The 22240-nt window shown below is 61.7% G+C and carries 15 protein-coding genes and 7 pseudogenes; 7 read left to right on the top strand and 15 right to left on the bottom strand.

The features are described 5' to 3' along the window. Positions 1-2: 2 nt before the first annotated feature. Both prpC and ACVDG8_RS29250 read right to left on the bottom strand, forming a co-directional pair. Entirely contained in the window at positions 3-1163 is a 1161-nt protein-coding gene (gene prpC, locus ACVDG8_RS29255) for a bifunctional 2-methylcitrate synthase/citrate synthase (protein WP_447251550.1), read from the bottom strand. Positions 1164-1174: 11 nt separating this feature from the next. Continuing rightward, the gene (locus tag ACVDG8_RS29250) at positions 1175-2692 is read right to left on the bottom strand and encodes an MmgE/PrpD family protein (protein WP_447251549.1); all 1518 of its coding nucleotides are present in this window, start codon (positions 2690-2692) and stop codon (positions 1175-1177) included. Positions 2693-2886: 194 nt separating this feature from the next. Here ACVDG8_RS29250 and ACVDG8_RS29245 point away from each other — a divergent pair. Further along, positions 2887-4298: pseudogene (locus ACVDG8_RS29245) on the top strand (helix-turn-helix domain-containing protein). 77 nt (positions 4299-4375) lie between these two features. On the opposite strand, the gene ACVDG8_RS29240 reads toward ACVDG8_RS29245, so the two are convergent. After that, entirely contained in the window at positions 4376-4840 is a 465-nt protein-coding gene (locus ACVDG8_RS29240; protein WP_447251547.1) for an Lrp/AsnC family transcriptional regulator, read from the bottom strand. Between the two features lie 128 nt (positions 4841-4968). Here ACVDG8_RS29240 and ACVDG8_RS29235 point away from each other — a divergent pair. Continuing rightward, positions 4969-7349 (top strand): annotated as a pseudogene (locus ACVDG8_RS29235) (transketolase). A 412-nt stretch (positions 7350-7761) separates the two neighbouring features. On the opposite strand, the gene ACVDG8_RS29230 reads toward ACVDG8_RS29235, so the two are convergent. The 8 genes and pseudogenes from ACVDG8_RS29230 to ACVDG8_RS29195 form a co-directional block, all read right to left on the bottom strand. After that, the gene (locus ACVDG8_RS29230) at positions 7762-7983 is read right to left on the bottom strand and encodes a DUF2274 domain-containing protein (protein WP_447251546.1); all 222 of its coding nucleotides are present in this window, start codon (positions 7981-7983) and stop codon (positions 7762-7764) included. A 1-nt stretch (position 7984) separates the two neighbouring features. Further along, complete coding sequence (locus tag ACVDG8_RS29225; RefSeq protein WP_447251545.1) at positions 7985-9121, bottom strand: TrbI/VirB10 family protein; 1137 nt, start codon at positions 9119-9121, stop codon at positions 7985-7987. Next, positions 9118-10179, bottom strand: coding sequence for a P-type conjugative transfer protein TrbG (gene trbG, locus ACVDG8_RS29220; protein WP_447251544.1), 1062 nt, complete (start codon positions 10177-10179; stop codon positions 9118-9120). Before trbG ends, ACVDG8_RS29225 begins: the two co-directional genes overlap by 4 nt. Continuing rightward, on the bottom strand, positions 10176-10493 hold the full coding sequence (gene trbF, locus ACVDG8_RS29215; RefSeq protein WP_447257129.1) for a conjugal transfer protein TrbF: 318 nt from the start codon (positions 10491-10493) through the stop codon (positions 10176-10178). Before trbF ends, trbG begins: the two co-directional genes overlap by 4 nt. A 3-nt stretch (positions 10494-10496) precedes the next feature. Next, positions 10497-11309, bottom strand: a pseudogene (locus ACVDG8_RS29210) (ParB/RepB/Spo0J family partition protein); the annotation flags it as partial. 687 nt (positions 11310-11996) lie between these two features. Beyond that, entirely contained in the window at positions 11997-12386 is a 390-nt protein-coding gene (locus tag ACVDG8_RS29205) for an A1S_2505 family phage non-structural protein (RefSeq protein WP_447251543.1), read from the bottom strand. Positions 12387-12697: 311 nt separating this feature from the next. Then, positions 12698-13603 carry an ArdC family protein gene (locus tag ACVDG8_RS29200; protein WP_455707329.1) on the bottom strand — a complete coding sequence of 302 codons (906 nt, stop codon included), beginning with the start codon at positions 13601-13603 and terminating at the stop codon, positions 12698-12700. A 130-nt stretch (positions 13604-13733) separates the two neighbouring features. Beyond that, a pseudogene (locus ACVDG8_RS29195) lies at positions 13734-14311 on the bottom strand (ArdC family protein); the annotation flags it as partial. Between the two features lie 613 nt (positions 14312-14924). On the opposite strand from ACVDG8_RS29195, the gene ACVDG8_RS29190 reads away from it, so the two are divergent. Further along, positions 14925-15221, top strand: coding sequence for a DUF982 domain-containing protein (locus ACVDG8_RS29190; RefSeq protein WP_447251542.1), 297 nt, complete (start codon positions 14925-14927; stop codon positions 15219-15221). 158 nt (positions 15222-15379) lie between these two features. Here the strand turns inward: ACVDG8_RS29190 and ACVDG8_RS29185 are convergent. Further along, positions 15380-15600 (bottom strand): annotated as a pseudogene (locus ACVDG8_RS29185) (inositol monophosphatase family protein); the annotation flags it as partial. A 381-nt stretch (positions 15601-15981) separates the two neighbouring features. Between ACVDG8_RS29185 and ACVDG8_RS29180 the strand changes: the two are divergent. After that, positions 15982-16853: pseudogene (locus tag ACVDG8_RS29180) on the top strand (SDR family oxidoreductase). 357 nt (positions 16854-17210) lie between these two features. Here the strand turns inward: ACVDG8_RS29180 and ACVDG8_RS29175 are convergent. Continuing rightward, positions 17211-18086 carry an SDR family oxidoreductase gene (locus ACVDG8_RS29175; protein ID WP_447257128.1) on the bottom strand — a complete coding sequence of 292 codons (876 nt, stop codon included), beginning with the start codon at positions 18084-18086 and terminating at the stop codon, positions 17211-17213. 284 nt (positions 18087-18370) lie between these two features. Here ACVDG8_RS29175 and ACVDG8_RS29170 point away from each other — a divergent pair, with 284 nt between their 5' ends. After that, the gene (locus ACVDG8_RS29170) at positions 18371-18598 is read left to right on the top strand and encodes a hypothetical protein (protein ID WP_447251541.1); all 228 of its coding nucleotides are present in this window, start codon (positions 18371-18373) and stop codon (positions 18596-18598) included. Between the two features lie 234 nt (positions 18599-18832). Here ACVDG8_RS29170 and ACVDG8_RS29165 read toward each other — a convergent pair whose 3' ends face one another. Both ACVDG8_RS29165 and ACVDG8_RS29160 read right to left on the bottom strand, forming a co-directional pair. Then, positions 18833-19150 (bottom strand): YMGG-like glycine zipper-containing protein, encoded by a 318-nt coding sequence (locus ACVDG8_RS29165; RefSeq protein ID WP_447251540.1) that lies wholly within the window; start codon positions 19148-19150, stop codon positions 18833-18835. A 231-nt stretch (positions 19151-19381) separates the two neighbouring features. Next, positions 19382-19585: pseudogene (locus tag ACVDG8_RS29160) on the bottom strand (type II toxin-antitoxin system HicB family antitoxin); the annotation flags it as partial. Between the two features lie 116 nt (positions 19586-19701). Between ACVDG8_RS29160 and ACVDG8_RS29155 the strand changes: the two are divergent. Then, entirely contained in the window at positions 19702-21276 is a 1575-nt protein-coding gene (locus ACVDG8_RS29155; protein ID WP_447251539.1) for a recombinase family protein, read from the top strand. Beyond that, positions 21273-22073: a plasmid partitioning protein RepB C-terminal domain-containing protein gene (locus ACVDG8_RS29150; RefSeq protein ID WP_447251538.1), complete on the top strand. Its 801-nt coding sequence runs from the start codon at positions 21273-21275 to the stop codon at positions 22071-22073. Before ACVDG8_RS29155 ends, ACVDG8_RS29150 begins: the two co-directional genes overlap by 4 nt. Positions 22074-22240 lie beyond the last annotated feature (167 nt).

Here is a 22240-nt window from a genome sequence, read left to right as displayed (position 1 = left end):
CCTCAGGCCGCTTTCTGGCCGGCAGTCGCGCGCCCGCGGCGCTCGATCGGCACGAACTCCAGATTGTCGGGTCCGATATAATTTGCGGAAGGACGGATGATCTTGTTGTCCTGCCGCTGCTCGATGATATGCGCCGCCCAACCGGACGTGCGCGAGATGACGAAGAGCGGCGTGAACATCGCTGTCGGCACGCTCATCATATGGTAGGAGATGGCGCTGAACCAGTCGAGGTTGGCGAAGACCTTCTTGGTCTCCGCCATGGTCGCCTCGATACGCTCGGCAATGTCGAACATCCTGGTCGATCCAGCTTCCACCGACAACTGCCTGGCCACGGTCTTGATCATCTTGTTGCGCGGGTCGCAGAGCGTATAGACCGGATGGCCGAAGCCGATGACCACTTCCTTCGCCTCGACACGACGCCTGATGTCGACCTCGGCCTCGTCCGGGCCGGCGTAGCGCTTCTGGATCTGATAGGCCATCTCGTTGGCGCCACCATGCTTGGATCCACGCAACGCGCCGATCGCGCCTGACATCGCCGAATAGAAGTCGGATCCGGTTCCGGCGATGGAGCGCGCGGTGAAGGTAGAGGCGTTGAACTCGTGCTCGGCATAGAGGATCAGAGAAACATGCATTGCCTTGACATGCGAGGGCTTCGGCGCGGCCCCGTGCAACAGGCGCAGGAAGTGGCCGCCGATGGAGTCGTCGTCGGTCTCGACCTCAATGCGCCGGCCATTATGCGCGAAATGATGCCAGTAGAGGAGCATCGAACCGAGCGACGCCAGCAGCCGGTCCGCCAGATCGCGCGCCCCCGGATGATTGTGGTCGGGTGCCTCGGGAAGCGCGCAGCCCAGCGCCGAGACGCCCGAGCGCATCACGTCCATCGGATGCGTGGCGGCGGGCAGCAGCTCCAGCGTCTGCTTGACGATCTGCGGCAGGCCGCGCAGCGCTCTGAGCCTGGCCTTGTAGGCGCCAAGCTCCGCAACCGTCGGCAGCGCGCCGTGCACCAGTAGATGCGCGATCTCCTCGAACTCGCAGGCCTCGGCGACGTCGAGAATGTCATAGCCGCGATAGTGCAGGTCGTTGCCGGTATGCCCCACCGTGCACAGCGCCGTGTTGCCGGCAATGACACCGGACAGCGCAACCGACTTCTTAGGTGTGAGCATGTCGTCCTCCACTAATTGCGTTTCCAGTCGAAAATGCCTGGGGCCGCCGCCGGGCCCAATGCGTCGGCGTCGGCGGTGAAAGTCAGCCCTGCCAGCTCTTCCGGCTTCAGCTCCAGCAGACGCTCGACGGTGGCGATGAAGCGGTCCTGCTCAGCCGGCGCCACGATGCCATTGGCAAGCGTACGGAACTTGTTGACGTAGTCGGGACGGGTAAACGGCTTTGCACCAAGCGGATGGGCATCGGCGATGGCCAGTTCGTCCTCGATGACGCGGCCGTCCGCGAGCGTGACGACGACGCGGCCGCCGAACGCCTTCTCCTTGGAATCATGGCTGTGATAGCGCCGCGTCCATTCGGGTTCCTCGACGGTGCTGACCCTGCGCCAAAGCGCCACCGTCCGGGGCCGGTTGGCGCGTTCGGACGCGTAGGAGCGCTCATGATGCCAGCCGCCATCCTCCAGCGCCACGGCGAAGATGTACATGATCGAGTGGTCGAGCGTTTCGCGGCTTGCGCTGGGGTCCATCTTCTGCGGATCGTTGGCGCCGGTGCCGATTACGTAATGGGTGTGATGGCTGGTGTGGATGACGATGCTTGCCACCTTGGAGAGGTCGCCGATCTTCGGACCCATGCGCCGCGCCAGGTCGATCAGCGCCTGGCTCTGGTACTCGGCCGAATGCTGCTTGGTGTAGGTGTCGAGGATAGCGCGCTTGGCCTCACCCTTCTGCGGCAGGGGCACGATATATTCAACCTTCGGCCCGCCGAGCAGCCAAGCGATGAAGCCGTCCTCGCCTTCCCAGGCCGGCGACGGCGCGCCCTCGCCGCGCAGCACGCGATCGACGGCCTCCACCGCCATCTTGCCGGCGAAGGCTGGCGCATAGGCCTTCCAGCTCGAAATCTCGCCCTTGCGAGACTGGCGCGTGGTCGTCGTCACATGCAGCGCCTGCTGCACCGCCTGGTAGATCACTTCGGTCGAAAGCCCGAGCGCTGTGCCGATGCCGGCCGCGGCCGATGGTCCGAGATGCGCGATATGATCGATCTTGTGCTCGTGCAGGCAGATGCCTTTCACCAGGTCGACCTGGATCTCGTAGCCGGTGGCGATCCCCATGGCGAGCTGCGCTCCCGACAGGCCGCAATGCTGCGCGACGGCCAGGATTGGGGGGATGTTGTCGCCGGGATGCGAATAGTCGGCAGCAAGGAACGTGTCGTGGAAATCGAGTTCGCGCACCGCAACGCCATTCGTCCACGCCGCCCATTCCGGCGACACGCGGTCGGTGGCCGGCAGGCCGAACACGGTGGCGCCTGGCAGGAACGGATGAGCGAGCGCCTGCGCGCGCGCGCTCGCCACGGGGCGCCGCGCAAGCGAGGCGGCGGCTACCGACGCATTGTCGATAATGCGGTTGCCGATCATCTCCACCACATCGGCATCGAGCGGCACATCATCAGAAGCGACCGAGGCGATCTTCCAGGCCAGCTGGTCCTCGCGGGCAAGCTCATCGGCGGACTTATAGGTGCGGATTTTACAAGACTTCACGAAACAGCATCCTTGATCGATGTCGATCTGTGTGGGTCAACTGGGCGACGGTCGTCTTCGGTGTCAACTGCGACCATCTGGAAGCAGCCGATGCCCGGAAACCCTTAAGCGGGGCGACCGACTGAGAAAACGTTTGAACAGGAGGGGCGGCGTAATATAGAAAGTTGCAAACTTCATTTTGCGAAATTGCGAAGATGGCCAGGGGCAAGCTCTTCATCGGCAGAAAGGTCCGCGCCCTCCGCGAAGGCAGCAAGGCGACCCAGGCCGCCTTCGCCGAGCGCATCGGCATCTCGACCAGTTACCTCAATCAGATAGAAAACAACCAACGGCCGGTTTCGGCCTCGGTGCTCCTGTCGCTTGCCGAGAACTTCAAGATCGATATCGGGTCGATGTCGGGAAGCGACAGCGACCGTCTGCTTTCCGCGCTCAGCGAGGCTCTTGCCGACCCGGTTTTCAGTGGCTACTCGCTCAGTTTGCAGGAGCTGAAGCTCGTCACCCAAAACGCGCCGGGCTTTGCCTATGCGCTGATCGCCAGCCACCAAGCCTATCGCCGCAACAGCGAACAGCTTGCGAGCCTCGACGATCACATGGTCCGCACCAACGCCTTCGGGGATCCGACGCCGTACGAGGAGGTCCGCGACTTCTTCCACTTCCTCGACAACTACATTTCCGACCTTGATCTCGCCGCCGAACAGCTGGCGGCGAGCCTTGGTATTCCTGACCGTGATGCGGGGCTTGTGCTGCCGAGCTACCTGGAAATCCGGCACGGCGTGCGGATACTGCGCGCGGAGCCCGGCGAGGATGTCCTGCGCCGCTATGACGGCCCTGCCCGCGCACTCTTCCTCAATCCCTATTCGCCGGCGTCGACGCGGACCTTTCAGATGGCCTATCAAGTAGCTGCGCTGGAACTGGACGGTGAGATCGAGGCGATTGTCCAGCGGGCAAACTTCCGCACGCAAGAATCCGGTGAGATCTGCAAGATCGGTTTGCGCAATTACTTCGCCGGAGCGCTGACCATGCCCTACCAGCATTTTCTGGCGGTGGCGAATGAACTTCGTCACGACCTCGAATTGATGGCAACGCGCTTCGGCGCGAGCCTTGAACAGGTCGCGCATCGTCTTTCCACCTTACAGCGACCGGGCGTCAAGGGTGTGCCTGTGTTCTTCGCCCGCATCGATCGCGCGGGAAACATCACCAAGCGTCATAGCGCCGCCAAACTGCAATTCGCCCGCTTCGGGGCGGCATGCCCGCTCTGGAATGTCCATCAGGCCTTCGAAACGCCGGGCCGCATCATCCGCCAACTGGCGGAGACCTCGATGGCGCGCGCTATCTCAGCATTGCCACCGAAATTGCCAAAGGCAGCGGCGGATACAACACGCCGCAACAACGGTATGCCATCGCCCTGGGCTGCGAGGTGGCCTACGCGCAGGATTTCGTCTATGCCGATGGCCTCGGCTTAACCAGCAGTGCTGCGTTCGATCCGATTGGCATTTCATGCCGCATCTGCGAGCGTGCAAGCTGTCCGCAAAGAGCTGTGCCTCCGTTGAAGAGCAGGCTCACAATCGATCACGATCGGCGCGGAGTGCTACCCTATCAAATCCGCTGATTTGGTCGTCCCGCGGAAGTTGCGCTCGTGACGGCATCCGGCAGGGCCCCAGTCATTGTCCGCGCCGCCTTCGATCCTTATTCCAAGGGCAGCACTTCGGAACGTTTGACCTGATCAAGGGCGAAGCTGGTTTCAATCGAGGCGACGCCGTCCAGACGGGTGAGCTTGTCCTTGATGAACCGTTCATAGGCTTCGAGATCGCGCACGACGATGCGCATGAGATAGTCGCGCTGCCCAGTCATGAGGTAGCAGTCAACCACCTCCGGCCAACGCGCCACGGCGAGCGCGAAGCGGTCAAGATCTTCTTCACGCTGCCGCTCGAGCTTGATCGACGCGAAGGCGCTGATCGGCAGGCCGACCTTCTTCTGGTCTATTACGGCCGTGTAGCCCTTGATCACGCCAGAGTCTTCCAACAAGCGCACACGCCGGGCGCAAGGAGACGCAGACAGACCGACGCGATCAGACAGTTCGTTGGCGGTAATCTTGCCATTGCCTTGGATCGCGGCGATGATTTTCCTGTCAATTTCATCCAACGCGCGCATTAGCTGGTTTCTCTCAATTAGAGCGCCATATTAGTGAATTCAGCTAAACTATCGCCCGCTGAATGGCAAGTTTGGCTACATTGGGTGCTTGAAGAGATCTATTCTTTTCCCTCTCGAGGGATCTGATCATGACAACGCAACGGCTCTCCATCCTGTCCGAACTTGAGCGTAAGGTGCTTTGGCTCGCCACTTGGACAATTCACAACGCCAACCACCTCCGAGACAGCGGCGACGGGTTGAAAGTGGGCGGCCATCAAGCGTCCTCAGCTTCGCTGAACACGATCATGACGGCCCTCTATTTCGCCATTTTGCGACCTGAAGACAGGGTTGCAGTCAAACCGCATGCCAGCCCGATCTTTCACGCGATCCAATATCTGTTGGGCAACCAGACCAGAGAAAAGCTGGTGAACTTTCGCGGCTTCAACGGCGCGCAATCCTATCCGTCGCGCACCAAGGACATCGATGACGTCGATTTCTCCACCGGTTCGGTCGGGCTCGGCGTGGCGCAGACCCTTTTCTCTTCGCTGGTGCAGGATTTCATCCGCGCCAAGGGCCTCGGCACCGGCCTTCCCGAAGGTCGCATGGTGGCCCTGATAGGCGATGCCGAGATGGATGAGGGAAACATCTTCGAAGCTCTGCTCGAAGGCTGGAAGCATGGCCTTCGTAACACCTGGTGGGTCGTCGACTACAACCGGCAGAGCCTCGATGCGGTGGTGCGCGAGGGACTGTGGGAGCGGTTCGAGACGATGTTCCGCAATTTCGGATGGGACGTGGTGATCCTCAAGCACGGCGTCCTCCAACAGGCGGCCTTCGCCGAGCCTGGTGGCGAGGAGCTGCGCGACTGGATCGATGCCTGTCCAAACCAACTCTACTCGGCTCTGACCTTCCAGGAGGCGCAGCCTGGCGAAGGCGGCTGCTCGACGAGCTCGGCGACCAGGGAGATGTTTCGCGGTTGATCGAAAGACGTGCCGACGATGAACTCGCCGAATTGATGAGCAATCTGGGCGGGCATGATCTGCCATCGATCCTGGACGCGTTCGAGCAGGCCAGGACACATGACCGTCCGACCTGCTTCATCGCCTATACGATCAAGGGCGTTGGCCTGCCGCTTGCCGGACACAAGGACAATCACGCCGGGCTGATGACCTGACCCAGGTTGAGATCCTGCGCAAATCGATGAAGGTGCGCGAGGGCCGCGAGTGGAGCCCGTTCGAAGGCCTCGTGACGTCGGAAGCCACGCTGACGCAGTTTCTTGCCAACGTGCCGTTTGTACAGTCCGGCCGCCGTCGCCACGTCTCGCCGGTCATCGACGTCCCGGAGCAGCTCGAGTTTGGCGCCCAGCCCTCCATGTCGACCCAGCAAGGCTTTGGCCTGGTCATGCATGAGATCGCCAAGAGCGACACGCCATTTGCCAGCCGCATTGTCACCACTGCACCCGACGTGACGGTGTCGACCAACCTCGGTGCCTGGGTCAACCGGCGCGGCCTTTTCGCCCGGGAGGCGATGGCGGACCTGTTCAAGACGGAACGCATCCCTTCGACTTATAACTGGACCTTCTCGCCGAAGGGCCAGCATGTGGAACTTGGCATTGCCGAGATGAACCTGTTCACCATGCTGTCGGCACTTGGCCTGTCGCATTCGATTTTCGGTGAGCGCCTGCTGCCGGTGGGCACGCTCTACGATCCGTTTATAGAACGGGGGCTCGATGCGCTGAACTATGCCTGCTACCAGGACGCGCGTTTCATGCTGGTGGCAACGCCCTCTGGCGTAACTCTCGCGCCAGAAGGCGGCGCTCACCAGTCGATCGCCACGCCACTGATCGGCATGGCCCAGGACGGCTTGGCGAGCTTCGAGCCTGCCTTCGTCGACGAGCTCGCGGTGATAATGCGCTGGTCGTTCGAATACATGCAGCGCTCCGGCGATGCCCAACCGGACGAGGCCAGCTGGCTGCGCGACCAGGTGGGCGGTTCGGTCTATCTGCGGCTTTCGACGCGCAGCATCGATCAACCGCAAAGGCAGATCTCGCCCGAGCTTGCCGATGACATCGTCGATGGCGCCTATTGGATGCGGCGACCGGGACCCAACGCCGAAGTGGTGGTCGCCTATACGGGGGCCGTTGCTCCGGAAGCCATCCAAGCCGTCGGTCTGATGGCGGAAGACCGCCGCGACGTCGGTCTGCTGGCGATCACCTCCGCCGACCGGCTGAACGCGGGCTGGACAGCGGCAAGCCGTGCTCGCGAGCGAGGGCTGCCGCATGCGAGAAGCCATGTCGAACGGCTGCTGGGCGAGGTTCCGAGCAACTGCTCCTTGATCACAGTCATCGATGGTCATCCAGCAACCCTCGGTTGGCCACCGAACGCGGTCGCTCGGTGTCGAGCATTTCGGCCAGACCGGCACGGTCGCGGATATCTATCGACATTTCGGCATCGATGCAGACGCGATTATCAGAGCGGCCGAGACCATCTCCGGCGGAAAATTGATCCGTCACCTGCGTCTTCTTGGAAGCTGATGGCGCGTTGCCGAAGGCCCGTCGGTCCGATTTATTTCGGAGTTCGCGGATCACCCATTACCTTTGTTCTGGTTTGGGCCGCAGTTTGGACATCGCCTCGTTTTCCTGGCTACGTTGAAGCAGGCTTACGCTGCCTCGCAAGAGCACGGATAGCAACAAACCTCCCGCCATGGTTCGTCCGGCAACCTTCTATCATCATGCCTGGTGTCGTTCCCGTCACGCTTATGGGGTTCGAGGCTGTGTATGTGGCGGTCTATTGATCGTGTGGGGGTTGGGTCAACTTTCAAACCGACCGACTACCGAAAAGCACCGGGCGGTCCAATTCGAGCGCCGCCTTATCGCGGGCGAACTTCGGTCCTCCTAGGTCGAAAAAACGCCTGCCCGCCCGGTCCCATTCGCCGAACAGCCTTGTCTAATGCTTCTCCTTTTTTGCTTTCGCAAAGCCCCGATCGGTGGCGATGAATCGCGCAAGCATCGGCGTGACGAGGCGCACCGGATCGACAGATGACTGCCCTGTCTCTCTGCCAAGGATCTCCGCGTACCTGACCAGATCGTTATGCAGCCACGCCGGCAGCTCCACCGTAATCTTGACTGGCTTGTCGTCGGTGATCGTCGCGAGCTTCAACTTGGTCATGTCAACCTCCGTACGGCTCAAGAACAAGGTCGCGGGTAACGAGTACGCGGACGGGAAACCCCGGCCGAACCGTAAGCGTCGGGGCTATGGCGAGTTGCCGCTGAACGACCTGTTGGCCTACCTGGCTGACGCTCTCGGAGGCGCCGTCGCGCAAAGCACGCACGATCTCGCGGTCTTGGCCGGAAGAACCGGCCTGCGCACCAACACTCAAAACTGTCGACAACGCCGCGGCCTTGAACAACTCGCCCCAGTGATAGTCGACGTTGTCCTCCAGGCCGGCATAGCCCTGGACATCTGCGCCGGGCTGCCGCTCCAGAACGATGGAACGCCCGTTGGGAAATATCAGCCTGTTCCAGACGAGCAGCACGCGACGCTGGCCCGAACCAATGGCGTTGTCGTATTGCCCGATAATGCGGGTGCCTTGCGGGACGAGGAGCGACAGGCCGGTGGGACTGTCATAAACGTTTTCGGTAACCTGAGCGCTGATCTGGCCAGGCAGATCAGACCGGATACCCGTAATGAGCGCGGCCGCAATCACGGCGCCTGCCTGAAGCACATAAGGTGACGCCGGAGGCGTGACGCGGTCTGGCGCTACGGTACGTCGGTCTGCGGCGGCCGAGAGGAAGGAAATCTGGCGATCCTGCGAATTGGGCTCACCAAGTTGACGGGCAAGATCGTTCACGGCAGGGGTGGTCGCTTCCGCAGTCCCGGCGTCTCCTTGCGCTGTCTGGAAAAAGATGCGGGAGGTTCTGGCGGCTTCCTCTTCGGCTCGCCGGCGTTGCTCGGCTTCGTCAATTGCGGGGCTTGCGATCGATGGCGGCAAGACAGCCTGTCCCTTGTTTTGGGCGTCGAGGATCGGCCTGCCGAGATCGCCTGGCAGCGGCGGCCCAAGAACGGGGCCGGTATAGTCGCGCGGCAGGCGCACCAGTCCGTCGGCAGGCGGGCGATTGGAGGTGGGGTAGAGTTCCTCGCCATGCTTGATCGTACCGGCGTTCTGGAGTGCGTAAATCAGTGCGCCGCCGATACCGAGCGAGGCGACGAAGCCGATGCCTGCAAGCGTCTTGCGCGACAGACGCGTCACGCGCGGCGGGTCGGCGCGAAGGCGCATGGGGTTGACGGCCATATCCTTCTCGTTCATGGCAGCGCTCCCTTGTGCGTTGAGGGCGGCACCTTCGGCGCGCCGCTGTCGTTTAGCGCGCGCCATGAGCCACCGGTTCTTCGCCCGTCGGTGCGGAGGATCCTCACCGTCTGCTGCTGTTTGCCGGCGCCAAGACGCAGTTCGGCCGCGGCAAAAAGTCGGTCGACGATCAGAAGGTTTTGATAGACGCGGCTATTGGTAATTTCAGCCTCGCCATCCGGACCGACGACGAAGATCGGCGGCATCTCGCCTTGTGCAATGCCGCGCGGAAACTGGACGTAGACTCTGCGGCCGTCGTCATAGGCGCTCACCGGCTTCCAGGGCGGGCTGTCGCCCGTAAGGCCGTATCGATAGTTGCGCGCCGTAACGTCCGGTATGACGGTCGTTGTGGCGACGCTCCGAAGGAGACCCGGTTTCTGAGCCGGGTAGGACCATGCGACGGCGGGCATGTATGGCTTCGCGCCCGCCCGCAGCTCCAGCATATAGCTGCGCCGGTCCGTGGCGATGATCAGGTTCGTGGTGATATCCGCCCTGGAAGGTTTCACCAGGATGTGGACGCGCCGGGCAATGCCGGACCCGCTTTCGGTGTCGCCGATGATCCAGCGCGCGGTATCACCAGCCGCGATCGGACCGCCTCCAGTCAGGCTCTCGCCCGGCTCAAGCGCGATATCCGTTATCTGGCCAGGTGCGGCGTAGACCTGATAGAGCGCTCCTTCGCTCCATGGGTAGATCTGAATGGCGTTATAGTAGCCGTCCCGGCGCGGCTCGACGCGCGCCGCGGCGTTTGCGTTCTCGACGCGGGCGGTCGACGTGTTGCCGATGGCGCCGCCCCGCGCCGGAGCCCAGCCTGGTGGCACGCGAAGAGGTTTCGGCGCCTGGTCCGCGGCGGCCGCCGGAGCCGGCGGCAAAGGCGGAACATAGCTATCGTAGCTGATGCTTGGCGGCTTCTGCAAAGACGTGGCGCAGCCAGCCAGCAGCGTCGTCCCCGAGACCAGCACGGCCGACAGCAGAGGCCTTGAGAACATCGTACCGGCAGCAAGACGCAATGTCGGGCTCATTGGCTTATCTCCCGCGACCAGTCGATGGCGTTGACGTAGATGCCGAGGGGGTTGGCGCGAAGACGTTCGGCGTCGTTCGGCATCTGCGTCACGATCGTCAGGATCGCGGTCCAGCGCTCGGTGCCGGAAAGCTGGCCGTTCTCATAGTGACGCTCGACCCAGGCAACACGAAAGGAATTCGGTGACGCCCGGATGACCGAAGAAATCTCGACCGCGACCTGTTGCTTGCCGACCCTCGAAAAAGGGTCGTTGGCGCGAGCGTAGTCGTTGAGCGCCGCAGCACCCTGGTCCGTGGTCCAGTCATAGGCGCGCAGCCAGAGCTTCTCCGTGACAAGCCGATCAAGCAGCGGGACGTCCTGCAGCCAGCCGCCATCATCCGACTGAAACAGATCGCGCAGAATTTCGCCGCCTGCCGCCTCATAGTTCTCCAGGCCGACGAACGCAGCCCGCTTGTCGGAGGCGCGGACCGTGTTCTCGGTCAGCATGCGACGGATCTGGTACGGCTCTTTCGACCAGCTATTCTTGATCGCCTCCCAGGCCTGCTCCTGTCGAACATGATCATTGCTGACGGAAAATGCTTCGAGCTGGGCGATCGTCATGCCGTCCTCGGCATAGACGTCGAGAAGTGCTGGCGAAACGGTTGTGAGCTTGAGCCGCTGTTTGACGACGTTGACCGAGATGAAGAAAGCAGCCGCAATCTCCTCCTCTGTCATGCCCTGGTCGAGCAACGCCTTGAAGGCCCGGTATTGATCCAGCGGGTGAAGTGGCGCGCGTTCCATGTTCTCTGCCAGCGACACCTCCGCCGCCAGAATAGCGCTGGAAAAGGTGCCCACGACACATGGGACCGGCGCTGTCCTGGCAAGCTGCTTCTTCTTTACAAGCATTTCGAGGGCGCAATATCGGCGACCGCCAGCTGGTACCTCGAACATCCCCGTCTCCTGGCCGTCGGCATCAACCGCAGGACGAACGTGGAGGCTCTGGATCAACCCACGGCGGGCGATCGAAGCAGCAAGGTCCTCGATCGAGACGCCTGCCTTGATGCGACGCACATTGGACTGGCCCAGCACCAGCTTGTTGAAGGGGATATCGCGCGAGGACGACAGCGTGATCTTTTGAACGGCAGTGGTCATCGAAGTTCTCCGCGACGGGCCGCCGAGAGCCTCTCTCAGCCTTGAACCCGTCACAAGATTCCCCCAACCCTCTCCCTCTCCTGCCTGCACAATCCGACCCACCTTTGATCGACGGGCCAACGCGCGCTTGAATGCATGTCGGCTTGGACGTTGTCTGCGCGTGAACCGATGGTTGGAGGCGATCGACGAAGTGCGGCTAGCACTTGATACCTATGCCGATCGGCAGGACGGTGCATGCGTTGTGCCGGTGTGCGAAGGTTATGCCGCCCATCTATCCTTGCCCGCGCCCAGTCCGATGGGCGGATGGCCGCCTGACAAGCGCTGGTCTGGCGCGGGAAGCCGGTGTCAGCCGGGCAACCGCGAACCGTGCTTCCGCAATACTCGTCGAACTGCGGGAGGCGGCCGAGGCGGCGAAGCTGTCTCGACTAGAGAAGCCCACTCCCCGCAGATTGACGCGGAGCGGGAGCGTCGCGATCGGGAGAACGTGATCGCCCAGCACGTTCAGGTGCGCGCGTTGTTGCAAAGCGTCGGCGAGAACTGGAGAAGCAGGCTGGCCCGCATTCGTCCCATCGGTGACGGCGGATAACGCCTCACGGCCTTCAGGGGCTGCCGGCTGCTGCCCCTGCATCCAATTTACCGCCTGCTGCGCCTTGCTGGCGGCCGTGAAGATGGCACCCGGATCGTCCTTCAGCTGGGCGGCGCTCCCGCGACCAGGATTGCGCGAAAGGCGTCCGGCAGGATCACGTTCGCTGGAGCATTGGCGAACATCGGGGCGATTTGATCCGGGCGGTATCCGGCTAGACCGCAGCCGATCGGCGTAAGCTCGAAGCGGAGGTCAGGCTGCCGATGCGCGTAATCCAGGAACTCGCGAACGTAGCTGCGGATCACGTCCAGCGGGAGCACACGCAACTGGCGGTCCTTGGTGGGGATCGCGTAGGCGTTCCCCTGAGGACCCACGCCCTGGCCATAGATCGCGCCGCGGTGCTGCCGAGCCCAGAGGGCGGCACCTTTGCCGTGACGACCTGCGAGGTTGGATCCGAAGACGAAGACAGGATCGACGGACGTTGAGATTGGCATCAGCGAACTCCTGACGGTTGGCGCTCTTCGTGAGCGGTAGGCGTATGAATGTGCTGGTGACAACATGATATCCTCCATTGCAAGCCGGGGCTCGTCCCGGCGGCGGAGGCTCGCTCGCGCCGGCATCAGGTGGATCCGCGCATCCGCAGGGCCGCAGCGAAGCGAAGGACGGCGTAGCCGTTGCGCGGTCCATCGACCGGCGCAGGCCTTCCGCCAACTGCCGGGGCGGGCTACGGTGCCAGAGGATCGAGCACGGCCATCAGTCAGCCAAACTCCGTCCAGCTCATCCGCCGCTTGCCGTGAGGTGCTGCTCAAGCAGCCAGCTCGTTGGTCTGAGGCTGCTGCGCATGCATCCAGTCGGCGGCTTGCTGCGCCTTGCTGGCGGCAGTGAAGATGGCGCGGGGATCATCCTTCAGCACTTCGATCCACGTGGCAATATACGCCGCATGATCGGCACGCGGATGGTGGGCGATGCCCAGATCGGCGATGACAAGCCCGCTGAGAATCTCCGCGCAGCATTCCTCGGCGGCATAGTCGGCCGAGCCGAACCGACCCGAGAGATCGCGGTCAGGGCGGTGCTTTGCTCCTGAGGCATGGCCGTTCTCATGCAGCCAGACGCCATGGAACGACGCGGCGTCTCGGAAAAAAGCAAAGTCCGGCATGAACACCGTGTCCGATGACGGGAGATAGTAAGCTTCCGAACCGCCGAACACGGTCTTGATCCCGAGGTTGGCGATGAAAGCCTCCGCATGCGCCGGAGGCTCGCTCTCCGGCAGGACGTCCGTCGGCGGCAGCTCATAACCGTCCGCCTGCGCGACGTTGAACACCGAGAATGCCCGGGCAAACATCCGCCGGTAGCCACCATCATCACTGTCATCGTCCTCAGCCGACTCGGAGGAAGCGATCTGTTTCCACAGCACCACGGTGGTCGAGCGTTCACCCTTGCGCACCTGAGCTCCGGCGTCCTGCCATTGCCGATAGCTGCCCCACAGGCAATCGCTGTAACCATTGGCCATGGCTGCGACCCACAGCGCGACCGTGTTGATGCCGCGGTAGCGCCTGTCTGATGCGACGTTGGTCGGGCGGGCGGCGCTGGTTCCGTTGTGGAACCACGGCGCACGCCACTCGCCTGCACCTTGCTCGATTGCCGCAAGGATCTCGGTGGTGATGCGCGTGTAAACGACGGCACGCGCTACGGACTGCGTCGTGGAAGACATCGTGATAGCTCCTTGGGAGCGATGCGAGCGCACGGGATCGCCACCGTTTGCGGGCGGTGTCGGGCTCAACGGCGGTGGAAAGGGATCAGTGAAAAGCCGGTGAGACAGCTTGACTGTTTAGATAATGCTCGTAATCGTGGGCGGGCACATAGAACGCCCTGTCGCCGCCAATGCGGAAGTCGATACCGGCGGCCTTGATCAGTGCCTTGATGCGCGGTTCGCTCAGGCTCGCCGCCGGCAGCAGAGCCGGCGCCGCGACTTCGTCAGGCAGCCCTTCACATTGCTCGATGTTGAAAACGGTGAACCGCTTGAGGAACGGGATGGCTTGAGCATCCTCACCGGTCTCGCGAGCGCGCTTCTTCTCGTGATGTGGGACAAAACGATCGGCATAAACGACCGTTGTCCCGTGCTCGCCTTTGCGGACGTTCCCGCCGAGCGCGTAAGCCTGCCGATAGGTAATCCAACTCTGCGTTGGGAAACCGTGATCGACGACGGCGCCCCACAGGATAAGCACGTTGATCCCGCTGTAGATACGGTGCGTGCTGGCGTTCTTCGGTAGGGAAAGCGACGCTTTTGCCGCGGACATCCCCCACTGCTGAACCCAAGGAAACGACCCGCTTCCAGCTCGGCAATGATCTTGCCGGTGATCTCGTCGTAGAGGTTCGACCGGTCGGCGGCGGCACGGGCTCCATTGGTTCGGACAGACATTGCGGTTCTCCGCGACGGGCGCCGAAGGCCTGTCCTTCCGCTTCAACCCGTCGCGAAAAACCCGCCCTCCTCTGACTCTCCGTCGGGAGAGGCCCTGCTCTCCCGACCAATGTGAAAAAGGGCGTACAAGGCAGAAGCACCGAAATGTCCGTCAGCGGGGCCAAGTCAGTTCGGTGCTGGAGCAGGTTCGTGGCCCTGAGACCGGTTCAACAGGGCGGCCGAAGGAGCATCAGCATAGCGCCGCCGTCAGGCGGGATGCGGGACCGACAGCCCCCGGCGAAGGGCGCCATATAAAGCCTGCTCGGCAAGCGTCATCTCGGAGCGGATAGCGATCCAAGCGCGTCATGCGGAAGGAACCGCGCGGCCAAGAGCGAACGGCACGAAGGCCTGGTGCCGATGGCCGTTCGCTCTTGGCAACCGTGACGGCCGGACCTGCCATTCGAGCTAATTATGGCGTCGAGATGCTGCTGGCGGTCGCCTGGCTACTGGTCTTGAATTGAAAAGAGGTGCTTCCAATCTCTTCTTTGTGTCCAGCCGGGATTCAGGGGGTTCGAGTATGAACAGTGCATCTGCGGAAACGATCACCAGGTTCAGTTGTTGAAGGGAGATCAGCATGGAAAGTGATGCTTTCAAGCAGCCGGTTTTCGTAGGAGAGAATGGCTTCATTCGAAAGATCGACTGCGTGATGGACGCTATTGAGTTTTTGGAGGAATGGCCTGTCGAAAGACGCGGCCTCCTTCATACGGCGGCCTGTGAGGCGTGCTACGCCGCCTACGACGGGAGGAAGCCTGTCGCGACCGCGCACAAGGCCTTTACGACTTGGGTCCGCAAGATCGGCGTCATCGAGGATGTGCCTACAGCACCGCCGTGGATGACAGGCCCAACGATCAGCAACGCAGACCTCTTGTGAGGGGTGCGGAAGGTCTTCATCCGATGCAGCTTGCGAGGAGCATCGGACTCGGCGGAGCATATATTGCTCGACCCGCCAGCGTCCGATTAGGCCGGGTTGTGTAAGCCGATGAGCGTCGCCACCGTCCCTCGGAGCGAAACGCAATGTCGGTGCTCTACTCACGGTGCCCCTCTGGCCTCTCCGCCGTCTCCCGCCCGAGTGGGATTGTGCGCGCGCCACCTTCCCCTCGCGAAAAAATGCAGGTTGGGCTTGCCGTAGACCAGGGGCTCTCCGTCCAGCCTGCGCGTCATGCCGCCGGCGGCGCGCGGCGCCGCGTCGCCCGCCGCCGTGTCCCATTCCATGAAGAGGCCGAAAGCGGATAGGCATCCGCTTCCGCCCTGATGGCGATGGAACACTCCAGTCCCAGCCCGGTTAGGGTGAGAACTAACAACTGTGAAGCAAGGAACGAGCAGCAGGCGACAGCAGCAATTAGGTGTTGAATGTGCACGCGCCCACTGGTCAGAGCCGAACGCAACAGGCGCAGTCATATCCATATCCGCCGGCCAAATTCGAAGGAACTATCGCCATTGACCCGAAGGATGAAAACGATCTGAGCAAGGCACAGAGTGGCACCGCGAAACGCAATTCACCGAACCGCAAGGCGACCAGGCGCGCAGGGCTCAGGAGTGGGATGGCGGTTCCAAAGCCGCCAAGGGATCAATCACCGACGCCGATCGGTGAAAGCAGAATTCAAGTCAGAAGAGCTGAAGGAGGCACTGAGATGCAAGATGACTTCCAACAGAACCGCCCTCGGCCACCGATGCCCGAGCAGCAACAGGAAATCCCCGGCTACACCGATGAGATGGAGCCGCGGCCTGACCACGGTGAGCACAGCTATCGCGGAAGCGGCAAGTTGACGAACCGCATGGCCATTATCACCGGAGCGGATTCCGGCATCGGCCGGCGGTGGCAATCGCCTTCGCACGCGAGGGCGCTGATATTGTCATCTCTTATCTCGAAGAGGATGAGGATGCGAAGGAAACGGCACGCTGGGTCGAGAAAGCTGGACGGAAGGCTGTGATCGCACGCGGCGACATCAGCGACCAAGACTTTGCGCGCTCGCTGGTGCAACGGGCTATGAACGAATGCGGACGGCTCGACATCCTGGTCAACAACGCTGCCCATCAAGCGACTTTCGAGAAGCTGGAGGATATCACGGCCGAGGAATGGGATCGCACCTTCCGCACGAACATTTATTCCACGTTCTATCTCTCGCAGGAGGCCGTGAAGCATATGGAATCCGGCTCCGCCATCATCAACACGTCATCGATCAATGCAACAAGCCCATCCCCAGCTCTGCTGGCCTACGCCACGACCAAGGGGGCGATCGCCAATTTTACTGCCGGGTTGGCAGAGCTCGTCGCCGAACGCGGGATCCGGGTCAACGCGGTTGCGCCAGGGCCGATCTGGACGCCATTGATCCCGTCGACGATGCCCGCCGAGAAGGTCAAGGACTTCGGCAGTAACACACCGCTGAAGCGGCCCGGCCAGCCGGCCGAACTCGCGGCGACCTACGTGCTGCTGGCCTCCAACGATTCCAGTTATACAACCGGCGCACTCTATGAGGTCACCGGCGGACGGCCGATGCTTTGAGATAGCCTAGCAAGCCAACTGACGGGCCCAGCCGGGGTCTTATTGCAGACCTGCCTCTCAGGCGGGCCGCCACTTTCTCGCTCGGTCGCAACAGGTACAGACACAAACGCTCCATCCGCCGACTGACGGAGAGATTCGGAGCAGCGATTTGTCGCTACTTTAGCAAGGCGAAGGCCAACATGGCATCGCCATCATTCGTTCTTAGCCCCGCCCTGCCCCCCGGCAGCGATGACCACGAGCTGGCGGCCGTCTTCCTGATAGGTGATCGGGCTGGCTTGGCCGCCAGCGGGCAGTCGCGCCTGCCGGCGCCGCGCGCAAACCGAGCCAAGGCTGGACCACCGCGGCATTTGCGAAAACTCAAGGTTGTCCCTGACCGCCGCCGGACCCGTAGATGTTTCCGGTTGCGAAGCTTGCATCGTCGGCCGCCAACTGCACATAGATGGAGGCCAGTTCCGCCGGCTGACCCGGCCGTTCCAACGCGGTTGTGCTGCCAAATTTCTTGTATTTTTCCTCGGACGCGCCGCCGCTTATCTGCAGGGGAGTCCAGATCGGTCCGGGGGCCACGCCGTTGACGCGAATACCCTTGCGGCCGAGTTGCTTGGCCAAAGACTTCACATAGTTCATCGTGGCGGCCTTGGTCTGAGCATAGTCGTAGAGCTCGGCCGAAGGATCGTAGGCCTGCTCCGACGTCGTGCCGATGATGCAGGATCCCGGTTTCAGATGCGGCAGCGCCGCCTTGATGATCCAGAACGGCGCGTAGATGTTGGTCTTCATCGTGGCGTCGAAATCCTCGCTCGTGATGTCGAGGATGGATGGTTTTGCCTGCTGCCTGCCGGCATTGCACACGACGATGTCGAGCCCGCCAAGTTGCTGCAGGGCCTCGGCAACCAGTTTTTGGCAGAAGGCCTCCTCCCGCAAGTCGCCGGGAAGAGCGACGCCGGTCCTGCCGGCATCTCGTATGAGTTGGATCACCTCACGCGCGTCTGGCTCTTCGGACGGATAGTAGTTGATCGCGACGTCCGCTCCTTCGCGGGCATAGGCGATGGCAGCGGCTCGGCCCATACCGGAGTCGCCGCCCGTAATGAGGGCCTTCCGCCCGGCAAGCCGGCCTGAACCCTTGTAGCTGGTCTCCCCGTGGTCAGGCTTCGGCTTCATGTCGCGCGCCAAGCCGGGCCAGGGCTGCGTCTGCGCTTCGAATGGCGGCTTCGGGTACTTGGAGCGGGGATCTTGCATGGCGGGTCCGTTCTCTAAAGGTTTGGTCGTTGTTTGCTGGGCGCTGGCCGTCCCCGCGACGCCGGCCGCTATTCCTGCTGCAGCCATGACTTCACGTCGGGACAATGAATAGGGACGTTCTTTGGTCATTCGACTCCTCCGAGGCGCGTGAAGCGTCCGAACCGCGTCGAGCTGATTAGGTTCCGTGCTTTCGATGGTGAGAACGCGAAAGAGGCCATTATGTCGTCTTTTCTGCACGACGTCGGATAGCGACTGACTTTGCGGCTGATGGCGCAGAAGGTCGGATGACCACGAAGTTAAGCGCACTCGACGCCCAAGGTGAAGCAATCAAGTGGATAATCGGCTACGACAGCCGAATTGGCTTTCATCGGCCGGATCGAGAGGTTCCACCAATTTCCTCGAAGCGATTAATCGATGCGATTGACGCCTGGCTGGAACCGCTACTGGGGAGCGCTATGCCTCAGCCACCGCTAGAGCATCTGCCGTCGGGTTTGGCCGGCGGGCTGTTTTGAGCTAAGCATCAACACCCGGAATCTATTCGCGCGCTTTCTCAAGGACCGAGGTTGATTGACCGAGTCTTTTTGAACTAGATCTTGCGGTCATCGATCAGTTCCAAAAAGCTTCGATCATGCACTCATCGAGGGGGCTTCTTCTCCAGTATCGAGTTCCGATCACACGAGCGCGCCTGGCTGGCGCACTCCGAGATCGCGTCCCTCCAGTCTGAGCTGGAGGGGCGCGCTTTTCGATCAATAATTGCCGTTGTAATACCGGTCGTCGCAGGGCGCGGTGTAGATGCGGCCATAGCGGTCCTGGTAGCGGCACATCTGATCTTCGCGGCGCTGCGGCGTGGTGGCGCTGCCGACAACGGCGCCGAGCAGCGCGCCGCTTGCGGCGCCTATAACCGTGCTCTTGGTGTTGCCACCGATCGCCTGGCCGACGAGCGCGCCTCCGGCGCCGCCTAACAAGGCGCCGGTCGTGGCCCGCTGCTGGCCTTCGGTCTGTGTCTCGCAGCCAGCAAGCGCGGCGGTCATCAGCACCGCCAGAATTACCTTCTTGATAATCATCACTCCAACTCCTCTGAAGCCCCGGGGACTGACGGGTGGGGCGAGTGAAGCCCGAGTGCGGTTGCATTGCGGCGGAACGGCGGCGCGCCGGCTCACGAAGTAAGACAGGGTTTCCCGGCAGTTGAAAGCCATGGTTTCCAAAGCGGAAAGATGATCGGGCGCGGTTCTCTCGGCCGGCTATTTGTGGGGAAGCGGGATCAAAACCGGAATTGCCGAGCTGTGTCTGGTCCTCATGACCGTTTTGAGCGACGACGGCTCGGGAATTGCCTGGCCATCCTGAACAAGCCCTTCAACGTGGAAAGCAAGCGCCTCCTCGGCCATTTTGCGCGCCTCGAGCATACTGCCGGCGGCCGTGACAACGCCTGGAAAGTCCGGGAACGACACGCCGAAATCGCTTCCCTTCTCCTTATGGATTATGCCGACATAGTGGCGCACAGGTTCACCTCGGTATGGCTGGCATGCTCGCATTCGAGACAAACTGGACAGATTTCCCTAACCAAATCGCAGGCGGCGCGGCTCTCTACTCTACCTGAATACCATGGCGCCAGGCGATGGACAAAGCAGCCGCAGATCGGAACCTCGGAAGGCGAAGGGCTCGCGCGGCCCAGTATCTGCGGATGTCCACGGATCAGCAGGTCTATTCGATCGAAAACCAGAGGGACGCGATCCGCAGTTATGCGGACGTCATGAGCTATGACATCGTTGCTACCTATGAGGATCCCGGCCGGAGCGGATTGAACATTGAAGGGCGCCCTGGTCTGCAGCGTCTGTTGTCGGATATTGAGAGCGGAAAGGCCGATTTCGAAACCGTGGTCGTCTACGATGTGAGCCGTTGGGGGCGTTTCCAGAACGTCGATGAAAGCGCCTCATACGAGTATCGATGCCAGATGGCGGGGGTGCGGATCGAGTTCTGTGCGGAGCAATTCGCCAATGACGGCAGCGTAGGGTCTGACGTTCTCAAGGTCATCAAACGCAGTATGGCCGCGGAAGCAAGCCGCATGCTGTCGGAAAAAGTCTTCATCGGCCAAAGCCGGATCGTCAAGTTGGGGTTCTGTAGCGGCGGATACGCCGGCTATGGCTTCCGCCGCCTGCTGACAGACGGATCGGGGAATCCAAAGGCAATCCTAAAGCCCAGGGAATGGAAGCACCTGGTGACGGACCGGGTTCTCCGCGTGCCGGGGCCGGCGGATGAAATCGCGATCGTCCGCTGGATTTATAGTCAGTTCGTGAAAAAGGGCAGAACGGAATTTGAGATCGCGAACGCGCTGAACGAGCGGGGCGTACCTTCGGAACTGAACACGCCTTGGACGACCACGCTTGTGCGGTCGATTCTTACCAATGAAAAATATATTGGAAACAACGTTTGGAATAAGACAAACACCAGGCTCCACAGCAAACGCAGGGCCAACCCGCCAAGCGCCTGGGTCCGCACCGAAAATGTGCATGAGGCGCTGGTCGGCCGAGACTTGTTCCGCCAAGCGCAAGCCATCGTAGCCGAAGAGAACCACGGAGCTGTGCGCATCAGCAATGAGGACTTGCTGGTCAAACTTTCGAAGCTCCTCAAAAAGCGAGGCCGGCTATCGGGCAAAATCATCAACGCCGAACCCGGCCGCTCGACGAAGAGCCTTTACATTCACCGCTTCGGAACGCTCCAGGCGGCCTATCAGTTGGTCGGTTTCGAGGCGTCGCTGAACTATCGGTATTTCGACCAAAACACCCGAATTCAGCGATGCCGGCTGGAGATCATCGCCGATCTTGTCACGGCGATAGAGAAAGTGGGCGGCGAGGCCCATTACGATACGAAGGCCGCCCTTGTGCGGGTCAACGGAGAGTTCACTGTCGCGCTTTGGACCGCGCGCTACCGCGCTACGGGCTACGGCTATGCACGTTGGCCAGTCGCGAGGCGGCGCGAGGTTATTTCCGACATTACGATATTGGTCAGGATGAAACCCGACCATGCCACGGTTCGCGATTTCCTGATCGCGCCGACAGCTGACTTCAGACGAGCGCCGGCCGTCATGAGAGCCAACAGCGGCATGCGGTTCGACCCCTTTCTTTTCCAGTCGCTGACCCCGGTCGTGGTGATGGCAAGGCGGATGCCGATCGAGCCGAGTCTATCGGCATGAACCAAACCGCAGCCCAGCGTATCCTGCAGACAAGCCGCCATGCAATTCATCTGACCGATGATTTGCGAGAACCGCAAAAGCCACTTCACCCCTATTTACTGCGCAGAACATACAAGCGCCATTGCGAGCGCATGCGGCGGTTCATCCACGAGACGAACGCGATGCGTGAGCGCATCGAAACCATCGTCGAAGTTCTCCGCCGGTTGATGCTGGTCGATATGTTCCGAGCGGTGCTGAAGGAAGAACGCCTGGCAACGATGCCGGCCGAACTGGCGGAACGAATTGCGGGAAGTCGAGGATTCAGCGCCCGGCAAGGGCCGGACAATATCCGAGCGTCGAACGAACCGCTGATCGCCGGGATTTGCGCTGAAGCCATCGAGCTTCTGGAAAATTTCGGTGTCCACCCGAAAATCTTTGGCTTGCTGAAAAAAGGCACGCCGACCCGGCAGGTTGAAGTGGCCAAACTCATGGTCGCGTTGGACAGGGTGACGTTCATCAGCGCCAGGGTCATCATAGCGCTCACGCCCCAAGCGCAGCTCGCGGATCCTTCAGTTCCCAGGCAACAGTTCTTCGGCATTGACACCGAAACGTTCGCGGGGATGGAACTTGAGTTTGCCGCTTTGAGCCGCGAGTTCCTGGATGCAAACGAGTGCCGCGGTGTCTGGGGTCTGGAGCTTGTCGCGGCGCGTGGGTATCTCCATCGACTTATGGATAATCTCAAGGTGGTGCGCTATCTGGCCGGTAACTATCCGAACCAGTTCGAGACGCTTCACCGGTTGTTGGAGCCGGCCTTTTGAGAAGGCGCATGGAGACTTAGGCGCGAGTCGGCAACGTCGTCAAAATGCAAGGACCGGAAGAGGATCCGCAGCGGTCGTCTAAATCAAACAGGATTGCCCTGTGCCGCTCGGCTGCGAAGGTGCCTATCAGCGACTGCAGCTCGCCGTCCGGATTTGTCGGCGCCCGC

Source organism: Mesorhizobium sp. ORM8.1 (genome assembly GCF_053005525.2).
This window is presented reverse-complemented; position numbering and strand designations above follow the sequence as displayed.